The sequence below is a fragment of the Xenorhabdus sp. KJ12.1 genome, from assembly GCF_963876495.1.
GTDB lineage: Bacteria > Pseudomonadota > Gammaproteobacteria > Enterobacterales > Enterobacteriaceae > Xenorhabdus > Xenorhabdus stockiae.
In genome coordinates this window covers 15,781-36,687 of sequence record NZ_CAWNQH010000069.1, presented here as the reverse complement: position 1 = coordinate 36,687, position 20,907 = coordinate 15,781, and the positions used below count along the sequence as shown (strand labels likewise).

Here is a 20,907-nt window from a genome sequence, read left to right as displayed (position 1 = left end):
CTTTTCTCACCAGAGATTACTCTGAGATATTATCAATTCTGCCAGATGGGGTTATTAGGGAGCCCCAGAGCCAGAGATAGAAATAACACGCTCTGCTGATTGAATAGTTGAAGGCCTGTGCGCAATGATAATTCGGGTAATTTTTAATGAAGATACTGACTCATTAATATATGACTCATTATCTAAATCCAGATGGCTGGTTGCCTCATCCATAAATAGGATGCTTGGGCGACGATACAGCGCTCTTGCAATCAATAGCCGTTGTATTTGACCACCTGATAATCCATTACCTAACTCACCAATCAGTGTTTCATATCCCATTGGCATCAATAAAATATCATCATGAATATTTGCACGTTTAGCGCATTCCTGAATGAAGTGTACATCTGGTGAGTGGGTAAACCCGGATATATTTTCTGCGATAGAACCGGAAAGCAATTTATCATCCTGTAAAACACAGGCAATACATTTTCGGTAGTTATTTAAACCAATAACATTAATATCAAGCCCATTCATTAGAATTGTCCCCTTATTTGGCTCTAATAAACCGCTCATGAGCTTCATTAATGTTGTTTTCCCGGCCCCGGACGGGCCAACAATGGCGATACTTTCTCCCGCATTAATATGGAGATTAAAACCAGAAATAATCGGCTTTGATAAACTGTCATATTGATAATGTAAATCATGGATGGTTAAATTAACCGCTTTTCCTGAAAAACCGAGATCCCTATCTGGCGTTTCTTTTTCTGTGTCAGTAAGTACAATATCGGCAATCCTTTCATTATGTAAGTTTAACATGCGTAATTTCATTGCCATATCAATTAAATTACTGGCTCTGTCAGCAAATTGCCCACGATATGAATTAAACGCGACAAACATTCCAAGTGTCATATGATTATCTATAACTAATGATGCTCCTAACCACAAAATGATAATTTGCTCACTCGTGGAAATAAAAGCCTTAACAATATTAAAAATGGAGCCTATCTTGTTAAGTCTGGTATTTGCATTAAGCGTATCAATATTCAGATTTAACCAGGATTTTGCCCGGCTATCACATAACCCAAGTGCTTTTAATGTATTAATGCTATACAATGTTTCCATAAAATGAGAATTGGCTCTGGCATCTTTAACTATCTGCTCTTCAGAGAGCTGCCTGAAATATTGGTAGGTTATAAATCTTATGATGATATAGATGATAGTAAACCCTAATACAACCCAAACTAGCCAGTTACCATAAAGCAGCATCATAATGAAAACACTAACCAGCATAATAGTATCAATAATGCTGTTAATAACATTTTGAGTGAAAGTTGTCCGTATTACACTGAGTGAGCCAAAGCGGGACTGAATATCACCTAATTTACGTTTTTCAAAGTAGGCTAAAGGTAATTTCATCAAATGATCAAATACACCGGATTTCCATTGTACATCCACAAATGCTTCCATAGTAATGGATGTCCAGCTACGCAATGTGGATACACTGACTCTAAATAAAATGAAAAAGAGTAAACCACAACAAATAATCTTCAGAAGGCTATGATCCTGAGCGATGATGACATGGTCCATTATTAATTGAGTTCCGACTGGTAAGAGTATATTAATTGCTTCTATAACCAGAGATAAGAAAAATATTTTACTCAGTGTCGATTTAATTCCTTGAATATTAGTTAGCAGGGAGATAATGCGTAATTTATTTTGTTTTTTTATCGGAACAAATTCACTACCTGGCCATACTTCTAATGCAATGCCAGTAAAGTGTTTGGATACTTCCGCAAAAGTCATCACACGTTGCCCGAATGCAGGATCATGGATAGTGATTTTATTTTTTTTTACATTAACCAGAACGACAAAATGATTCATGTCCCAATGTAAAATACAAGGTGTTTTTAATGCTTGAAGCTCATCAAGATCCAGTGCTACAGCTCTGGTTTTGAACTTAAGAGTAGTGGCAATATTGATCAGTGTGGTCAGCGTTACGCCGCGGGTGGAAATCCCGAATTGGCTGCGTAGACTGGATAAATCAATTTGTAGCCCATGATAATGAAATACCATTGCTAAACTGGCTAATCCACATTCGGCCGCTTCGGTTTGCAAAATTTTAGGAACTCTTCTTCTGAATCCTAGGTTTAATCTTTCGGTGATAGTTTCAAAAGAGGTTTTATTCATTTTTGAGGGCCTGTTAATGTTTTTTTCATGTCATAGAATGGTGAGAACATCCACTGATAAAGTGGTCTTTTTTCAAGGAAAAAGGTCGATTGAGCTTTCATTCCGTTGGATAAATATAATTTTCTTCCATTATAATTGAATTGTTCTTTCTTCAGGCCAACCAGAACTTTATAATAGGATTCGGTTTTATCTCCGGGGACATTTACTGGTGAACTTCTGTAATGAGACATTTCTTGAGCAGTGGCGGGAATATAAGAAATGTTATTGATATCCCCTGAAAATTGGCCAAATTTTTCAAATGGGAAAGCATCGTAGCGTATATTAATACCATCACCTTTTTTGATATAAGGTAAGCTGCTATTAGGAACCCACAAAATTAAATAATAAGTTGGTTTCACATCATCTGGGCTTACCTGAACTAAATTATCATTTGTGACAACCATTTGACCATCGGTGAAATTCAGGGATTCAATCCTCCCATCAATAGGAGAGGTAATAAATATCGATCCGCTGACATTCATTTCAGTTAATTTTTGTTCTAAATCATCCTGTTGAATTTTATATTGTGAAATCTGTTTATCAAAATCGGCTTTTTGCAGCATGATTTCACTATTAAGACTAGTGATTTTTAATGAATCGCTGATGTATTGACTATAGAGGTTTTGATACATATTTTGTTGCTGGTAATAAGAATAACCGTAGTTATTGAACTGATCTTTTGTAATAAGCCCCCGTTCCTGATAAGTTTTATAGTTCTTCATATTTTCTTTTGCAAATTCAACGCCTTGGCGTGCGTTTTCTACGATAATCCTGTCCTTTTCATGCGATAGCTCATACTGATTTTTTTGTTCCTCAAGGCTGGCTAAAGTAACGCTTTTATTATGTTCGAGGTTTTCAATGATTTTGTTTATTTGTGTTAGCTGGTTTTTGAGGGAGTTTTGCGCGTTGGTGCTGGTTTTACCGGATTCGGTCACTTGGCTAATATCAACCTGATAAATTTTCTGGCCTTTTTTTACGATATCACCGACTTTAACAAATGATTTTAAGATAAAGCCTTGTTGAGAAGCTAGAATATTTATTGGGTGAGGATTAGTGATGACTTCGCCATAAACATTAATACGTCTTGCATAATTTCCAAAAGTAATAAAAAGAAACAAAATAGTCAGAAAAACGATTGAAGCAACACAAATAATCCATGCAGGAACTTTTGCTATTAATATTGCCTTACCCGTCCATCTGGATTTTTTATTATCTAAGGCTTCTTGCCTAAATAACTTATTCATAGCAGTCATTTATGGTTAATCTTCATGTTTTATTTGATTGAAATGTTCCTGAATGTAACTGAGAGCTGCCATTTATCAGGTAATGTCAGTGGAGTGGCGGATTTGATACTATCTTACTGTAATATAGTTAACCTGAATGTTACTTAAACCATTAATGAGGTTTCCGGGGCTTAATGTGGGATCTACTGAATATAAGAGATTGAAGGGAAAGCCGGAAGAAAAGAGTTCCTTCCGGAATAAATTAATTGTATTGCCAGAGTATTAGTTAAATATATTACCAATCCTATCAACTAAACCTAAGTATGCTGTTTTTAATTTGCGTAATTGGTAAGCATCTGTATATTTCCAGTCAGGGCTCCAATTCTCGCTACTAAAACTACACATATTTAATTCACCAAGCTCTTTTTGCAATTCCTCGATTTGTTGATGGACAGAAGTACTTGAAGCAAGGCTCTTGCCCATCCCTTGACCGTTCCAGCGGATATTAGTTGCGGCGGAATACGGGATCGGGATAAGTACTGAGTCACCATTGACCAATGTTTCGTTATTCATATCAGGTTGGAATTTCATTGCAGTAATTCCACCTTTGGTAAATGTGACTTCATTATTCAGGGTATTTTTTAAGAGCATAGATGATGGACCAAAGGCATAAATATCACCATTTGAGTCCAACATGGGTAATACTTTCATAAATGAACTGAATGCGCTGTAATTATGTCCACCATAAGTACAATTATCTGTTTTATAAATAGCTTCTGGATAAGGATATGGTTTAACCCGGTCGATTTCTGTTGTGACTGAGCGTTTACCATTGATTAGTAACCCCAGCCCCAATTCAGCGTTGCGTAAGAATTTTAATTCGTTCCACTTTTTGTATATTGCCTGTGCTTCTGTACTTAAAGAATCGAAGGTTTTCTGAATTGCATCGTCCCGATCTAACATATCTTTCAATTTCGCTAATGCAGAACTAAAAGAATCAGCTAACTGTGATGCTGAACTGAGATGGAAATCCTCAAGATTAAGTTTGCAAGAGTCCAGTGTGTAATAAATATTACTTAATGCAGCCAGATCCTGTAGCATGCAGCGCATTCTCAATAATACTTCGGCGCTGGCAGTATCAGAAATTTCATTTATATACCCCATTGACATCCAAGGGAATATATCTGACCAGTTGAGTATCCATACCCCTAAAACAGCATGGTCGGTAGATGTCGATTTAGAAATTGATGATGCACTTTTTACTGTGCTTTTAGGGGATAACTGAACAATTTTACCGTGATAATTTTCGTTAGAAAAAACATCAAGACGATTATTTTTTAGTGTCTCAGATAGTTGTTCGAGGGCTTCTAACTTATTTTTCTGTTTGGCATATTCTTTAAATTTTTCAAGCGTCAGGCTGCTATTTGTTTTTTTCGCTTCTTCATAACCGGATGCAACGGAAAATTCTTCCGTTTCACCTAATTGCCCTATCTTTTCAAGCTTGTCTTTAGTTTCTTTATCTTCTGTAGGCCGGATAAAATCAGGAATTGTTGGTGGAGCAGAAACTGAGCTGACTGTGGGGGCACGATCCAATAACTGAATATCAGCAATTTCATTGAATGCTTTACCTGATACTACATCAAACCACTTATTTACCTGTTCTTCTACGCAACCACCACTAATCCATGCGCTACAATCAGCGCTGACAGTAGAGTTTGCATCTGTCTGCCCACCATTATAAGACTGCTTTACTGAAACGGTTGTACCAATGCCGGAGTAAGCAAACTCGGCATTTTCTCCATATTTCCAGTTATTTTCATAGCTGCTACTGCTCATTTTCATGGAAACAGTACCTAAACCTCCCCAAATAACGCCTACAACCAGACCGTCACCATACGCGCTGGAGAATTCCTGAAGAGATTTCAGCCAGTCTTTCATCAGATCTTCTTTTATACTATCTGATTGTTGATAATTGATATTATTAACAGTTTCTCTTTGTTTAAGATATTGTTTTACAGCGTTAAATTTATCCAGTACTTTCAGGGCAAGATTTTTCGGGCCACGGCTTAATGAATTAAGAATATCCTCCGCAGTTAAATCATCAAAATTGATATATTCAATTCCTGAGATCATGGAAATATTATAATCCACATTGATTGATTTACTGCTTGATGCTGTAGCATTTCCTACATATGTAGAGAGTGAAGAAGTAAACTTTGCAACACCTGAAATACCATAAGAGCCAGATACACCCAATGTTCCCTCATTGAGCTTATCTGAATAGACATACTGACTTTGCCCTGTCATATATTTTTCTATTTCTTTTTGTGTGACTATCTTTGTAATATTGGAATTAATTATTGAAGGGCTAAAATTATTACCTAAAACGGTTGAACCTACACTAACCCCCGTAAAGGGGTTAGTAATGCCTTTCTGGACATTCATTTGATTACTCCGGTAATATAATTTATTATCTAACTTTTATACATATTATATTTATGTTTCCTAATGCACCGCTTTCGTAATTGCCACCTGTTTTATTTAATTTATAATTTGTATTACTTGTGGGTTTGAAATCATCTTTATTCTTTTTGCTCCCCCACGGGCAATCCCAATAATATTTAGCCAGTTCGATATCACCATCATACAGTTTGAATTCACCTTCTGTGCCACTGGATGCGTTCGCACGCCCAGAAGAACATATCCTGTATGAAGTTCCTGCTGGGATTACATGTCCCTCTATGTCAGATATTTTTACTTCACTACCTTTGTTACCCGGTTTATGGAATTTACCCCATTTAAGGCTGACACCTTTTACTGTTACATTCATATTTTCTGCGAATATTTCAATATCAACCCATTGAGCTTCAGCACGTACTTCATTTTCTTGTGACATAAAAAATCCTTTGTTGTTAATTAATATAAAAGTGTTATCTATATAACTTGATGGATATTCATTTTTTATATTTAAACTATTTTTCTTCAGATTATAAATATCAACTTTTATCGATTTTAAGAGTTTTTATGATGTAACAAGAAAGGATTGTTGAGAATAAGGAAGGTAATATAAAGTTTAATTATCAGGTAAATTAAAATAATATTGTTGATGATCGTATGTTTATAAAATAGTAAGCGGCGAAGAAAAAATAAATTGAAAAACGAAATGTATATGATAGCTAAATATTTAGCCAGTAGTAAAAAGAGGGTTTTGGTAATAATTTTTAGTGCGGCGCTGAATTTGTTTATGATATCAACGCCGCCTTCATATTAAAACTCGTCAGTTACGAGTTGTTCCACTGAAGTGGAAGGAGGATAGTTACACGTTAAACAGGAAATTCATTACATCGCCATCTTTAACGATATACTCTTTTCCTTCTGCACGCATTTTACCCGCTTCTTTTGCACCTTGTTCACCTTTATAGGTGATGAAATCTTCAAATGCGATAGTCTGGGCACGGATAAATCCTTTTTCAAAATCAGTGTGGATTTTACCCGCCGCTTGTGGTGCGGTTGCGCCTACCGGAATTGTCCATGCGCGGACTTCTTTCACACCCGCGGTGAAATAGGTTTGCAGATTCAACAGTTCGTACCCGGCGCGAATAACACGGTTCAGGCCCGGTTCTTCCAGCCCCATTTCAGCCATGAATTCTTCACGGTCTTCATCTTCCAGTTCTGCGATATCTGCTTCAATTGCAGCGCAAACAGGAACAACCACAGAGCCTTCTTTCGCAGCAATAGCACGAACGGTGTCAAGATGTGGGTTATTTTCAAAACCATCTTCATTGACGTTAGCAATGTACATTGTTGGTTTCAGGGTCAGGAAGCTCAGGTAACGAATAGCGGTTTTTTCTTCCACACTCAGATCTAAAGCACGCAACATGCCTGCCTGCTCAAGGTGTGGGAGACATTTTTCCAGCGCGGCTAATTCAGTTTTAGCGTCTTTATCGCCACCTTTGGCTTTTTTCTGGACGCGCTGGATAGCACGCTCACAGGTTTCCAGATCTGACAGGGCCAGTTCAGTATTGATAACATCAATATCAGCCGCAGGATCAACCTGACCGGAAACGTGAATGATATTGTCATTGTCGAAGCAACGTACAACGTGCCCAATCGCTTCAGTTTCACGTATGTTGGTCAGGAACTGGTTACCCAGACCTTCGCCTTTTGACGCACCTTTTACCAGACCGGCAATATCCACAAATTCCATTGTGGTTGGCAAAATGCGCTGTGGTTTAACAATTTCAGCCAGCTTGTCGAGACGTGGATCCGGCATCGGAACAACACCGGTATTTGGCTCGATAGTGCAGAAAGGGAAGTTTGCTGCTTCGATACCTGCTTTGGTCAGCGCATTGAATAATGTAGATTTCCCGACGTTAGGCAGGCCAACGATACCGCATTTGAATCCCATAAATTTATCACCTTTGATTACTTATACACCAACAATGAATATGGCCCTTTGTCTGGCTGGAAAGCCATAGAGCATAGCCTGCTGGTGAGTTATATAAAATTGGCGCCATTATACACGCAATAGCATCACGTGCCATGTACTCCAGTCAGGCACTGGCTTTAAATGCGTGCAGGCGGTTAATGGCTTTGCTCATGCCATCTTTCATAAGAATATCAGTACAGCTTAATGCTTCTGCGATAGCATCATCAATCAGCTTTTGTTCACTGACAGGTGGCTTGCCAAGTACAAATCCCACAACTTTGTTTTTATCACCCGGATGGCCGATACCAATCCGCAGACGATGGAAATTAGGATTATTACCAAATTTGTTCTGGATATCTTTCAGTCCGTTATGCCCGCCATTACTGCCGCCCAGCTTCATTTTTGCCACACCCGGCGGGAGATCAAGCTCATCATGCGCAACCAGAATTTCATCCGGCTGAATACGATAAAATCCGGCCAGGGCAAGAACAGACTTACCACTGAGGTTCATGAATGTCGTTGGCACCAGTAGGCGGACATCTTGCCCGTTCATATTAATGCGAGTGGTATAACCGAAAAATTTACTTTCTTCTTTTAAGGACTGGTTATGGCGCTGTGCTAATAAATCGACAAACCATGCTCCTGCATTATGACGGGTCTGAGCATATTCAGCCCCGGGGTTTGCCAGACCAACGATTAATTTTATGTTACTCACAGTTTGGTTTCGCTTATTGGCATTAATGTATTAAAAAAAGAGGCCTAGTTTACCTGCCTCAGAGCTTGAGTACAAAATTGATTATGATATTAGATAATAGGCTGTCGGTATTAAAAATAAGTGAAAATTTGTACAGCTTGTGATCACCGGCGCAATAACCTTTTTAATACTATGGCTATAATAACTAGGAGGCATCCGCTTTCGTGCTTTTGAGTTCGTTTGTAAACAAATTACGTTCACAAAAAGTATTGGAGGTTGGCTATGGGACGTAAAAAAGCGTTTATTCTGGGCAATATTTTTATGGGATTAGGCATGGCTGGGATGCTTATTAGTCTAGCCTATGTTTTGCTCAGCCATATATTTAGTATTAAGGAATCTGAATTTTTTGCGGGAGTTGCACTGGTAGGGTTATTTGTCGGTGCACTTATTTGGTTGGGTGGCGCTAGTCTTGGAGGACGGGAGCATATTACGGATAAGTATTGGTGGTTGAAAAATTATGATGAGCGCTATCGTCGCAAAAAACAACATAAACATTCGTGATTTTATTAAGATATATTTATATTTTGATATAACGCTATCATTAGTATTGCACACAATATAAAACGGGTATTTTGTTAACTGGGTTATTCACGTATTTCATTTATTTCAAGTTGCAGCGTTATCAGCTGCAACTTGAAAGGTAATGAATCTTAGAATATTGCATTAATTCCCAGACTGAAATTATAGTCAGGCTCCTCACCGCTACCTTCATTACGGGTTACAGTAATAAAACTATGTAGGTTATTGACTAGTCCCATATTCATCCCAAGGGTATATTGCCGCCAGTTTTTGCTCCGTTTACTACTTTCTATTACAAAGGAAGTTTTGGTGGCATTAATAGCACTGCGTATTTTAGTAGTGAGATCCCCGAACTGGCGATTAAACTGAACAGCAGCATAAGGATTAAAGCGACCTAACTGGGTGTCTACACGCCAGCCCAGTGTACCAACTTCAGACGTATATCTCTGACCAGAAAAGTGCATGGATGTACTGTTGTTTTCGTGTTCACGATAACCATTAACCTCACCTTTATCCCAGATAAACTGCACAATCGGGCTGGTAGTGATGACTTCAGTAACAGGAATGTTCCAGTTGGCAGTAATGCGGGCACCCCATTGTTTACCCATTGTTGAGCCAATTTCTCTACGGGTAGCTTCACCAAGCTCAATATTACGGATCAGGCTGTCGTAATTTATATGCGAATAATGGAGATCACCGCTCAGCCACGCGTTGTTATAGAGATTCCACAGTCCGTAAGCGATGACAGTATGTCCCAGTCCTTCATAAGTGTAGCTGGAAGCTAAAGTTCGTTCATCCTCGTAGTGAGAATAGAGCGCTCCCACTAATAGATTATTTGTTAGCTGGTAGTCACTACCCAACGTAAAGGTATCATTACCGCTATGTGTATAACCGCCAAATACGCCGATTTTTCCCGGTGTATTACCGGCATCGCGGAGCTGCTGTAAGTGGCCATCAAGGAATGAACGAACACCTTTGACCGGGAGTTGATTGACACTAGTTAGTGATGCCACAAGGAATGGTGCAGTATAGATTGAGGTAATGTATTGACCGGTGACATGATGAACATATGGGGTTGGGTGGAAGCCATCAGAGAATAAGAATTTTTTGTCTTTATCAAAATTTGTATCTTGTGAAGAACACTTATCAGCAAGTATTCCCTGAGGGCAAGAGTAACCTAATGTATTCTGAATACCGTAGGCATAGGGATTTTCCATGACTTCGTGTAGTAGAGCATTAATATCAGCACGCAGGATATTGCCATGACTTTGACTGATTTTATCATCTACCTGTTGGTTATAACTATCAGTGAACCCGGAGGCTTCTTGGCGGTATGTGTTATAAAGATTCTCCAAAATATCTTTAGGTAGCCCAGATTCTTTTGCCAACTTTTCAAGGAGCTTATCTATTGCCATCTCACGGGCTTCACCGCTGGGAATATCGTGTTTGTTAATCTCCTTATGGATCTTTTCTAATATTTCTTTAATTTGTTTTGGCGTTTTGTTCAGGGTTGTTAATCCCTCTGTAATCAATTCTTCCATCATTTTGGGCGTTGTTCCCACATCAGGAACGGTTGGTACGATGATTAGCCCGGCTCCGGCTTTGACCAGAGTGTTGATTTGGTTTGATGTAGCATTTGCACTGGCATCAACAATTTCATGTGATTTTTTAGAATCATCCGAAATAATATTATAGGCTAGTAAAGCAGCAGTAATGTCATTACCACCGACCCAATGAATATAGATACCATTTGGATCGGCTTTTCCTCCGTGTTGTTTAAGATAATTATCCAGCTGCTTTTCTGTTGTATCCTGGTGTTTTGGCATCGGCAGTGCGGTTGCACCGCCTTCAGCGTAGTTAGTTCCGTTTTTATTGGAAGGCGTTAAGTCTTTACCGGTAATGTGGCGGCTCACATATTCATCATACAGTTCACTATTTGCTCCGTCGGTTGTATAACGCCCGTTATTTCCGCCGTCACTCAGACTATCGCCGAAGACATAGGTAGTGTCATAAGCATAGGAATTTGTAATGAAACTGGTTAAAAGTAGTGTTGTAGTTGATATTCCGAAAAGTACTTTTTTCATTGGAGTTCTCCAGAGAACGTAGCCATTGCTTTCCTCTCAGCTCTTATCCCCCGATATGGTTGGATTAAGAGTTGATTCCTTATATTCCCTGATAATTTCAATACGATATTACTTCTGGTTACTTATACGAAAAATCAACGTGATGCGGATGTATGTATATAGAAAGAGAAAATATGACGAGACAAGAAAAGCGCAAGGGAGAGATTATTTTCCCTTGCGCTTTATTTTGCTTGTTGTTTTTTAGCTTTATTTTTTACGACATCAAATCAGAAGCGAGAGCTGACACCCAGACTGAAATTGTAGTTTGCATCCTGCGAACTGCCTTCATTACGGGTAACAGAAGCAAAACCATGGATATTACCGAACAGGTTGGCATTCGCACCTATAGTATATTGGCGCCAGTCTCTGCTCTGTTTACTGCTATCCGTAACAAACAATGTTTTGGTGGAGTTAATCGCACTGCTTAGTTTGTACTGGGTATCGCCGAACTGGTGGTTAAACTGAATGGAGGCATATGGGTTAAAACGCCCCAACTGGGTATCTACACGCCAGCCCAGTGTGCCGACTTTAGAAGTGTAGTTTTGGTCACTGAAATGCATGGCAGAACTGTTATCGCCGGATTCACGATAACCTTTAACATCACCTTTATCCCAGCTGAACTGCACAATCGGGCTGGTGGTGACGATATCAGTGACAGGAATATCCCAGTTAGCGGTAAGACGGGCACCCCATTGTTTACCGGTAGTTGAGCCTGTTTCTTTGCGGTTTGCCTGACCAAGCTGGATACTACGGGTCAGGCTATCGTAATTGATACGGGCATAGTGAATATCACCACTCAGCCATGCGTTATCAAAGATGTTCCACAGTGCATAACCGGTTGCCACATGCCCATTGCCTTCGTAAGTAAAGTTAGAAACAGAGGAACGATCAAATTTGTTGTTGGAGTACAGGGCGCCCAGTAAAAAGTTTTCCGCCAGTTGGTAATCGCCGCCTAACGTAAAGGAATCATGACGGTTATCGGTATAGCTACCGAAAACTCCAAATTTTCCCTGTTCATTGCCGGTATGGCGTAGCTGTTGCAGATGACCATCAAGGGAGGCACGGGTGCCTTTAACCGGGGTGCGGTTGACTTGATTCAGGGTCATCACTTGGGATGGGGCGATAAGGGTGGAGTAGATATATTGGTCTATCATCCTTTGTGCTATTGGTGTTGGATGGAAATCATCAGAGAATAAGAACTTCCTGATCTCATCTTCCGTTATGGTACATTTAGTTGAAGATTGTCCCTGAGGGCATTCATAACCCAACGTGTTGCTAATGCCATAAGGAGTTGGGTTTTCGATAACTTCGTTTAATAGACCATTAATGTCGGCACGTAAAATATTCCCCTTGTTTTCACTGATTCCTTTCTCAACTAATGCGTTATACTCTTCGGTCAGGTTTGTGCCACCCTTACTTGCTTTGTCATAGATGGTAATTAGTTGTTCATATATTTTTTGGGCTACGGCTTCAGCTTTGGCTTTATCTGCTGGTGTTTTGGCATTGTCAACATTAGCTGTTTTTTCTGCCATTTTTTTCAATACACCCTCAAGGACAGTGCGGCGGATAGCACCAGATGGGGTATCATAACCGTTAAGACCATCACGGACTGGGGTTAAAACTGCGCTGGTTTGTGCTTTGTATCCGTCGCTATTTTCGATTTCTTGTGTAATATTTTTTTTATCTTGTTCTGATAGCTTGGTATAGTCCTCAAGACTAATATTTCTTTCCTTTAATTTAGAATCTAAAACCTGATTAAAAATACCTTGACGAAGTAGAGTGTTTAGTACTCTGGGAGTTGTACCGACATCAGGAACATTCTGTACAATAACCAACCCTGCACCGCGTTTAACAAGCTCGTTGATCTGGGCTGCGGTGGCGGCAGCGCTGTTTTTGACGATGTAATGCGCTTTGTCTGGATTTGACTGTCCAGCTATTAAAGCTGCTGCCAAGTCATTACCACCTATCCAATGAATATAGATTCCGTTAGGATCGGCTTTTCCATTGGTACTTGCGTAATATTCATCGAGTTGACTCTGTGTTGTATTATTAGGCTCTTCAGTATTTGCTTCCCAGGTAGCAGTAGCTCTACCTCTGGCATAGTTAGTACCCTTATTATCTGATGAGATTAGCTCTTTATTCATCCATCTTTGAGCCAGATATTTAGTATATGAAAGGCAAATATCGCTTTCATATTTTGTCGTATAACATCCGTTATTCCCGATATCGCTCAAGCTATCGCCAAAAACATAAACCTTATTATAAGTCTTAGCATAAGAAACGGTGCTGACTGAAAGCGCTAATAGGGCAGGTGCAAATAAAAAAGACTTTTTCACTGGTATTCTCCATAAATAGTTTTTGTTATTTATCAGTTCCCCAATTTTTTAATGACGAAGTCTGAGCAACGACTTTTCGGAAGTTTTGAGGTGCTGACAGGTGAAATATTTTGTGAGTTCGATCAAATTGTTAACTATTTGATAACAATTGACTAAATTAGAGTATGTTCAAACGTAAAAAATAATCCATATCACATTGAATTATTTGTAAATAATGTGATGTCTGACCAGTGTGTCTGAAATAGTTAACCCAGTATATTTATATTATTTCAGTGTTAAGTTTTATGCGGGTTTAGGCTGAGGACGGGATTTGAAAGGGATGAAAAAATGCAGGGCAACAATATTGTGCCCTGCATTTTTAATTAATCAGCTGATTAAAATTAATCGACTTATATCGGATTTATTGCCTACAAAATTAGAAGCTGGCATTGATACCTAAGCTGAAATCATAGTTAGCATCTTGTGCACTGCCTTCATTACGGGTGACGGATGCAAAACCGCGTACGTTACCAAATAGATTGGCATTCGCACCTACAGTATATTGACGCCAGTCTTTGCTCTGTTTGCCACTATCCACAACAAACGATGTTTTGGTGGAATTAATCGCACTACGCATTTTAGACTGAGTATCGCCGAACTGGTGATTAAACTGCACAGACGCATATGGGTTGAAACGACCCAGCTGAGTATCTACACGCCAGCCCAGCGTAGCGATTTTAGAGGTGTAACTCTGGTCACTGAAGTGCATGGCTGAACTTTGATGACCAGATTCACGATAGCCTTTAACATCACCTTTATCCCAGCTGAACTGCACAATCGGGCTGGTGGTTACGATGTTGGTGACTGGGATATCCCAGTTGGCAGTAAGACGGGCACCCCATTGTGTACCTGTAGTGGAGCCTACTTCTCTGCGAGTTGCCTGACCCAGTTTGATGCTACGGGTTAAGCTGTCGTAATTGATGTCCGCATAGTGGAGATCACCACTTAACCATGCTTTGTTAAATACGTTCCACAAACCATAGGCAGTGGCAACATGTGCATCACTTTGATAAGAGAAGTTAGAGGTCGGTGAACGCTCAGTATTATCGTTAGAGTACAGAGCACCCAGTAACAGACTTTCTGTCAGCTGATAATCACCACCTAAGGTAAAGGTGGTATTACGGCCGCCGCTATAGCCACCGAATACACCCGTTTTCCCCTGTTCATTACCACCGCTGCGCAGTTGTTGCAGATGACCATCAAGGGAAGCACGCGTACCTTTAACCGGAGCACGGTTGACCTGATTCAGGGTCATAACCTGTGATGGGGCAATATAGATGGATTCTATGTATTGGCCCATAATTTTGTGTGCTAGTGGTGTTGGGTGGAATTGATCAGCGAATAAAAATTCTCTGATATTATTGAATTCAGGATTATCCTTTCCGTCTATTTTAGAAACACATTCACTGGCTGACTGTCCCTGAGGGCAGGCATAACCTAATGTATTTTGAATACCATAACTATAAGGATTGTCGATCACTTCCTTGAGCAGACCGTTGATATCGGCACGCAGGATATTGCCCTTGCTCTCGCTGATTTGTTTATCCACTAATTCGTTATAAGCATCGGTGAGTTTTGTTGCACCTTCACTGGCACCATTATAAGCGGTAATAAGTTGCTTATATAATTCTTCAGTTTTAGCGTTGATTTCCGCCTCAACTTTAGCTTTTTTCTCTGGTGTATCGGCCTTGTCAATTTCAGCTTGAGCGGATTTTGCGGCTGCCTTTGCGGCAACTACTTTCAAGGTGCCTTCAAGGACTTTATTACGGAAAACACCAGAAGGAGTTTCGTAACTATTAATACCATCATGGACTAAGGTTAAGGTTTCTTTGCTTGCTTTCTGGAAGTTAGGATCATTTTTGATTTTTTGTTCAATGGCTACTTTGTCAGCGGCTTCTTTTTTGTCTTTTGTTGGTTCGTTAAAAACATTAGGGTCAATACCTTTAGCGACTAAAGCTTGATTAAACATAGCTTGGCTAAGTAATGTTTCTAACATTCTTGGAGTAGTACCCACATCAGGCACGGTTGGTGCGATGACCAGCCCGGCACCAGCGTTCACCAATTGAGTGATCTGCCTTGATGCTTCTGTCGCACTTTTCCCGACAATGTCATACGATTCAGAAGGGTCCTTCGGATTTTTACTTCCCGCGATTAATGCTGCTGCAAGATCATTCCCACCTACCCAATGGATATAGATTCCATTAGAGTCAGCCTGTTGATTATGCTGTGCCAAATACTGACTTACCTGTTCCTTAGTCCCAAGACCACGCTCACTATATTCTTTCAGAGCTGTCGATCCTGCTTGTGAATAGTTGGTGCCGCCTTCTTCACTGGAGGGTTTTAATTCGATATTTGCAAGTTTTTTAGCAAGATATTCATTATAAAGCTGGCTAGTTTTACCATCCGTTGTGAAACGTTCTACACCTTTAGTATTTCCAGTATCACTCAAACTATCACCAAAAACATAAAGATGGTCATAAGCATGGGCATTAGAAATGGTGCTGATTGAAAGTGCTAACAGTGCTGGTGTGAATAAAAATGCCTTTTTCATTAGCATTATCCTTACTTAAATAGTTTTTATTTATCAGCAACATCGGCTTTTTTTAATGGCAAAGCCTGAGCGACGCCTCTTCATAAGTTTGAAGGTGCTGATAGGTTGAATATGTCTGATTGATATCTGGCTGGTCAGATCAATAATCTATGGGGAACAACTTTTCTGGGTTGAATGGTGTTTCCTGTCTGAGTAGTCCAAATGAGCCTGAAATTTATCTCATCAGATAATTTTAATTTTTTCGATGAAAAATATTTACTAACATAATTGTTGTTTTTTTAAGGTATTTTTATCGTCAGTTTTCAAAACAGCGACAGGTTAGCAGCAACCACAAGGGCGCACCAGTATTGTTACGCTTATAGAGAACTGGACGTACCAGATGATTTGTTATGCACAGATATGACTGCTGTTTTTCTGTTCTGATATGTCGATGGTGAGTTTTCTGGAGATATAAATCATAAGACAGATTAACTTGTTGATATTAATTATTATTTTTGGGTTGTGAATATTCTTTTGATTAATTAAACCAATATCTAATTATTTCATCCGATTGTTAAATAAACAGAAAAACCCGCTGGTACAGGCGCACCAACGGGTTTTTGCAGCGATGATTTATTTAATCACTTGTATAAGTTTGTGCTCAAAATCTGCACTGGCTTATATCTTAGTGTTCAAACATTGCAGAGATTGACTCTTCATTGCTGATACGGCGGATTGCTTCAGCGAGCATGCCAGACAGTGTCAGAGTACGAACTTTGTTCAACGCCTTGACCTCATCAGACAGAGGAATTGTGTCACAGACAATAAATTCATCTATCACTGAGTTCTTGATGTTTTCTACAGCATTACCAGAGAAGATTGGGTGTGTCGCATAAGCAAATACCCGTTTCGCTCCGCGCTCTTTCAGGGCTTCAGCGGCTTTACACAGCGTGCCACCTGTGTCGATCATGTCATCAACCAGAATACAGTCACGGCCTGCAACATCACCAATGATGTGCATAACTTGAGAAACGTTCGCACGTGGGCGGCGCTTATCAATAATAGCCATGTCAGTATCATTCAGCAGCTTAGCAATAGCACGGGCGCGAACAACACCACCAATGTCTGGAGAAACAACAATCGGGTTTTCCAGCCCTTTCTGGAGCATATCTTCCAGAAGGATTGGGCTACCAAATACATTATCAACCGGAACATCAAAGAAGCCTTGGATCTGCTCGGCGTGCAGGTCAACCGTGAGAACACGGTCTACACCAACGCTGGACAAAAAGTCCGCAACGACTTTGGCAGTGATAGGCACACGCGCTGAACGAACACGACGATCCTGACGCGCATAACCAAAGTAAGGAATTACCGCAGTAATACGTCCGGCAGAAGCGCGACGCAGCGCATCGACCATAACGACCAATTCCATCAGGTTATCGTTGGTTGGTGCACAAGTGGACTGGATGATGAATACATCGCCACCGCGTACATTTTCATTGATTTGAACACTGACTTCACCGTCGCTGAAACGACCGACAGCAGCGTCTCCCAGGCTTGTGTACAGACGGTTGGCAACACGTTGTGCTAGTTCAGGGGTGGCATTACCAGCAAAAAGCTTCATATCGGGCACGAGAAAAACCTCAGGCTTGCGTCCAGAGAGATATTGTTGACCAATCAAACCGCTACTCATTAAAGCAAAACAACGATCCATTGGTTCAATAACATGTTTATCCCAGAGCTGTTTGTTTGCAGCGAAATGTATGCAATGGTGAAATATTAACGCCACGCGCAACAAAGCCCTGCATCCACTCTGGGGCTTGATTTAACACCTTACGGGCTGATGCTTCTGATTCGAACTCGCCGAAAACACATGCACCTGTCCCGGTCAGGCGTGACGGAGTGTATTCTAACAGCCATGAAAGAAGCTGTTCAACCTTACGGAAACGTTTTCTTGCGATTGGCTCACAATCATTTTTGAATGGTGCCTGTAATAATGCGGGTAAAGTGCGGATCGGAGAATTTCTTTTTAATTCAGGATCTGTGAATATTTTTGGGGTCGGGATCTCAATTCCGGGGTGAGCAACCAGAAACCATTTCTCTTCAGGTGAGGCTGGTTGCAATTTTTCACCGATGCCTTCGGCAAAAGCTGCGTGCCCTTTAACGAAGACAGGAACGTCTGCGCCGAGAGTGACGCCAAGTTGTGCCAGTTCATCATCCGACAGGTTTGTCTGCCAGTGATAGTTCAGGGCAATCAGTACCGTGGCTGCATTGGAAGAACCTCCACCCAGACCGCCACCCATGGGCAAACGTTTATGAATGTGGATATCTGCGCCCCGGTATTGGGTGCCGATTGACTGCTTTTCAGCGTGCTCTTGTAATAACCGCGCAGCCCGGACGATCAGATTATCGTCATTTGGCACGCCTTTAACAGGTGTCAGCAGGCGGATCTGATTATCCTGACGGGGAGTGATGGTTATTTCATCACCATAATCCAGAAACTGAAACAGTGTTTGTAGTTCATGATAGCCATCAGAACGGCGTCCGGTGATATATAAAAATAAATTTAATTTTGCCGGAGAAGGCCAGGTTAAAGTCATTATTGGGTAGTCCAGTTATCCATTTTCAGTTTAATACGGTTTTTACCTTGGGTCAGTTCCAGCCGGTTTGGTAAGGCGGGAGTCATTGACGTATCGTATCCCTGATAATTTACCTGCCAGATTTCACCATTTTCTTTATCGCTTACTGATTTAAGCAGATAGTTTTTATCCAGCTGAAAATCGCGGGCATTGCCGGGCAGGCCGATAATCCAGCTTTTCAGATTATCCAACGGAATATTCATATTGGTCAGTTTATAAATCAGTTCTTCCGGATTATTACTGATATATTTTTTCCCTTCATTGTCAGTAATCTGGGTGATATTAGGCTGAACAGTTAATTCCAGCTCAGTTGTCCCTAAGGGATTCAGCAGAAGTAGCTTGTAGTTATTTGCCGCATATTGTTGCCAGAAAAAACGGGCATACACTTTTTTTTCATTTGCCAGATAAGCGAAAGATCCCCGGGTTTGATAATGAGTCAAATTTTGCAATTGTGTTTTGCGATCATTCCATTGCGGGGAACTCATTGACCCTGTTCCGTCTGGTGCCTGTGTAACGGTACAGGCCGTCAGCAGAACAGCGGAGAGGGGGAGTAAACGAAAAAATGATGATATTTTCATAGGGTAGCCCAATGGTGTGATAGCGAGTAATGTGCAATCAAAGTCTATAATCAAGGAGGTAATTTAGCGAAGTTTCGTTAAAATTTCCCGAATAATTATAGTCGAACTGTTTGATTGACTTTTATTGAACTGTTGCATCAAGTAGAATGCTCAACCAATGAGAGTCCTTACGAAAGGTGTAGGTTTATGAGAATGATTATTAATATTGTTATGAGCCAATGCCAGATAACTCAACGCAGTTAAGATGACTTTATTAGCACTCGGTATAAATCACAAAACAGCGCCTGTTTCTTTGCGTGAACGGGTAGCTTTTTCTCCCGATACGATAGGGCTTGCACTTGATAATCTGCTCCAGCAGCCGCTGGTGAGAGGCGGGGTTGTGCTGTCAACCTGTAATCGTACTGAACTGTATCTCAGTGTTGAACAGCAGGACAACCTGAAAGAGCAACTCATCAATTGGTTATGCGAATATCACCAGTTAAGCCACGATGAACTCAACACGAGCCTTTACTGGCACCTGGGGAGTGATGCTGTCAGCCATTTAATGAGGGTTGCCAGCGGTCTGGATTCACTGGTGCTTGGTGAACCTCAAATTTTAGGTCAGGTGAAAAAAGCCTTTTCTGAATCGCAGAGCTACCAATCCTTATCAGGGGAATTAGAGCGCCTGTTCCAGAAATCATTTTCTGTTGCCAAACGGGTCAGAACTGAAACAGAAATTGGGGCGAATGCGGTTTCTGTCGCTTTTGCTGCCTGTACGCTCGCCCGGCAGATCTTTGAGTCGCTTTCTCAGTTAAATATTCTGCTGGTGGGAGCCGGGGAAACGATTGAGCTTGTCGCCCGTCATCTTAAAGAGCACCGGGTTAACCATCTTATGATTGCCAACCGCACGAAAGAGCGTGCGTATACGTTGGCGAATGAGGTGAATGCGGAAGTGATATCCTTGTCAGAAATTGATACCCGACTGGCAGAAGCAGATATAGTCATTAGTTCTACAGCCAGTCCTTTACCGATTATTGGTAAAGGAATGGTCGAACGGGCACTAAAATTACGTCGTAATCAACCCATGTTGCTGATTGATATTGCTGTTCCCCGAGATATCGAGCCGGATGTTGAGAAATTGAGTGATGCCTATTTGTACAGCGTTGATGACTTACAGGCCATTATTCAGCAAAATCTTGCGCAACGTAAAGCGGCGGCTGTGATTGCTGAAGGAATTGTACAACAAGAGAGCACTCATTTTATGGATTGGTTGCGTTCGCAGGGCGCAGTTAATACAATTCGCGAATATCGGGAACAGGCAGAAAAAATCAGGGCTGAGATGACTGCAAAAGCATTAATGTCCATACAGCAGGGTGCTGACGCAGAACAGGTCATCAACCAGTTAACTCACCAATTGACGAATCGTCTGATCCATACACCAACTAAATCACTCCAAAAGGCTGCCAGTGACGGCGATTTAGAACGCCTGAATCTCCTGCGGGACAGCCTTGGGCTGGATCCATAACCCTATTCTAAATAAGGTCTGATAT

Annotated in this window: 14 protein-coding genes; 2 read left to right on the top strand and 12 right to left on the bottom strand. The window is 40.7% G+C overall.

The features are described 5' to 3' along the window. Positions 1 to 54: 54 nt before the first annotated feature. The 6 genes from AACS92_RS10750 to pth all read right to left on the bottom strand — a co-directional run bounded on the left by AACS92_RS10750 (position 55) and on the right by pth (position 8,575). The gene (locus AACS92_RS10750) at positions 55 to 2,169 is read right to left on the bottom strand and encodes a peptidase domain-containing ABC transporter (protein ID WP_099111208.1); all 2,115 of its coding nucleotides are present in this window, start codon (positions 2,167 to 2,169) and stop codon (positions 55 to 57) included. Further along, positions 2,166 to 3,452: an HlyD family secretion protein gene (locus AACS92_RS10745; RefSeq protein ID WP_099111217.1), complete on the bottom strand. Its 1,287-nt coding sequence runs from the start codon at positions 3,450 to 3,452 to the stop codon at positions 2,166 to 2,168. Before AACS92_RS10745 ends, AACS92_RS10750 begins: the two co-directional genes overlap by 4 nt. A 261-nt stretch (positions 3,453 to 3,713) precedes the next feature. Then, positions 3,714 to 5,876, bottom strand: a complete 2,163-nt coding sequence (locus AACS92_RS10740) for a hypothetical protein (protein WP_099111207.1) — start codon at positions 5,874 to 5,876, stop codon at positions 3,714 to 3,716. A gap of 25 nt (positions 5,877 to 5,901) precedes the next feature. Beyond that, positions 5,902 to 6,327, bottom strand: a complete 426-nt coding sequence (locus AACS92_RS10735; protein WP_099111206.1) for an aegerolysin family protein — start codon at positions 6,325 to 6,327, stop codon at positions 5,902 to 5,904. A 420-nt stretch (positions 6,328 to 6,747) separates the two neighbouring features. Continuing rightward, on the bottom strand, positions 6,748 to 7,839 hold the full coding sequence (gene ychF, locus AACS92_RS10730) for a redox-regulated ATPase YchF (protein WP_099111205.1): 1,092 nt from the start codon (positions 7,837 to 7,839) through the stop codon (positions 6,748 to 6,750). 145 nt (positions 7,840 to 7,984) lie between these two features. Beyond that, positions 7,985 to 8,575 carry an aminoacyl-tRNA hydrolase gene (gene pth / locus AACS92_RS10725; protein WP_099111204.1) on the bottom strand — a complete coding sequence of 197 codons (591 nt, stop codon included), beginning with the start codon at positions 8,573 to 8,575 and terminating at the stop codon, positions 7,985 to 7,987. A 261-nt stretch (positions 8,576 to 8,836) separates the two neighbouring features. Here pth and ychH point away from each other — a divergent pair, with 261 nt between their 5' ends. Further along, positions 8,837 to 9,115, top strand: coding sequence for a stress-induced protein YchH (ychH, locus tag AACS92_RS10720; protein ID WP_099111203.1), 279 nt, complete (start codon positions 8,837 to 8,839; stop codon positions 9,113 to 9,115). A 149-nt stretch (positions 9,116 to 9,264) separates the two neighbouring features. Here ychH and AACS92_RS10715 read toward each other — a convergent pair whose 3' ends face one another. The 6 genes from AACS92_RS10715 to lolB all read right to left on the bottom strand — a co-directional run bounded on the left by AACS92_RS10715 (position 9,265) and on the right by lolB (position 19,378). After that, a complete protein-coding gene (locus AACS92_RS10715) occupies positions 9,265 to 11,217 on the bottom strand; it encodes an autotransporter domain-containing protein (protein WP_099111202.1) in 1,953 nt (650 codons plus the stop codon). A gap of 266 nt (positions 11,218 to 11,483) precedes the next feature. Then, positions 11,484 to 13,592: an autotransporter outer membrane beta-barrel domain-containing protein gene (locus tag AACS92_RS10710; RefSeq protein WP_099111201.1), complete on the bottom strand. Its 2,109-nt coding sequence runs from the start codon at positions 13,590 to 13,592 to the stop codon at positions 11,484 to 11,486. A gap of 415 nt (positions 13,593 to 14,007) precedes the next feature. Then, positions 14,008 to 16,182, bottom strand: coding sequence for an autotransporter domain-containing protein (locus AACS92_RS10705; protein WP_099111200.1), 2,175 nt, complete (start codon positions 16,180 to 16,182; stop codon positions 14,008 to 14,010). Positions 16,183 to 16,846: 664 nt separating this feature from the next. Beyond that, positions 16,847 to 17,794 (bottom strand): ribose-phosphate diphosphokinase, encoded by a 948-nt coding sequence (gene prs / locus AACS92_RS10700; protein ID WP_141554498.1) that lies wholly within the window; start codon positions 17,792 to 17,794, stop codon positions 16,847 to 16,849. 97 nt (positions 17,795 to 17,891) lie between these two features. After that, entirely contained in the window at positions 17,892 to 18,761 is an 870-nt protein-coding gene (gene ispE, locus AACS92_RS10695; protein WP_099111198.1) for a 4-(cytidine 5'-diphospho)-2-C-methyl-D-erythritol kinase, read from the bottom strand. After that, positions 18,761 to 19,378: a lipoprotein insertase outer membrane protein LolB gene (lolB, locus tag AACS92_RS10690; protein ID WP_099111197.1), complete on the bottom strand. Its 618-nt coding sequence runs from the start codon at positions 19,376 to 19,378 to the stop codon at positions 18,761 to 18,763. The genes ispE and lolB overlap by 1 nt, the downstream gene beginning before the upstream one ends. A gap of 244 nt (positions 19,379 to 19,622) precedes the next feature. Here lolB and hemA point away from each other — a divergent pair, with 244 nt between their 5' ends. Then, positions 19,623 to 20,882 (top strand): glutamyl-tRNA reductase, encoded by a 1,260-nt coding sequence (gene hemA, locus AACS92_RS10685; RefSeq protein WP_099111196.1) that lies wholly within the window; start codon positions 19,623 to 19,625, stop codon positions 20,880 to 20,882. The last annotated feature ends 25 nt before the right edge of the window (positions 20,883 to 20,907 follow it).

Excerpts from the sequence above, each read along its gene's own strand:
- AACS92_RS10750 (WP_099111208.1), bottom strand. The coding sequence starts at position 2,169 with ATGAATAAAACCTCTTTTGAAACTATCACCGAAAGATTAAACCTAGGA.
- AACS92_RS10745 (WP_099111217.1), bottom strand. The coding sequence starts at position 3,452 with ATGAATAAGTTATTTAGGCAAGAAGCCTTAGATAATAAAAAATCCAGA.
- AACS92_RS10740 (WP_099111207.1), bottom strand. The coding sequence starts at position 5,876 with ATGAATGTCCAGAAAGGCATTACTAACCCCTTTACGGGGGTTAGTGTA.
- AACS92_RS10735 (WP_099111206.1), bottom strand. The coding sequence starts at position 6,327 with ATGTCACAAGAAAATGAAGTACGTGCTGAAGCTCAATGGGTTGATATT.
- ychF (WP_099111205.1), bottom strand. The coding sequence starts at position 7,839 with ATGGGATTCAAATGCGGTATCGTTGGCCTGCCTAACGTCGGGAAATCT.
- ychH (WP_099111203.1), top strand. The coding sequence starts at position 8,837 with ATGGGACGTAAAAAAGCGTTTATTCTGGGCAATATTTTTATGGGATTA.
- AACS92_RS10715 (WP_099111202.1), bottom strand. The coding sequence starts at position 11,217 with ATGAAAAAAGTACTTTTCGGAATATCAACTACAACACTACTTTTAACC.
- AACS92_RS10705 (WP_099111200.1), bottom strand. The coding sequence starts at position 16,182 with ATGAAAAAGGCATTTTTATTCACACCAGCACTGTTAGCACTTTCAATC.
- ispE (WP_099111198.1), bottom strand. The coding sequence starts at position 18,761 with ATGACTTTAACCTGGCCTTCTCCGGCAAAATTAAATTTATTTTTATAT.
- lolB (WP_099111197.1), bottom strand. The coding sequence starts at position 19,378 with ATGAAAATATCATCATTTTTTCGTTTACTCCCCCTCTCCGCTGTTCTG.
- hemA (WP_099111196.1), top strand. The coding sequence starts at position 19,623 with ATGACTTTATTAGCACTCGGTATAAATCACAAAACAGCGCCTGTTTCT.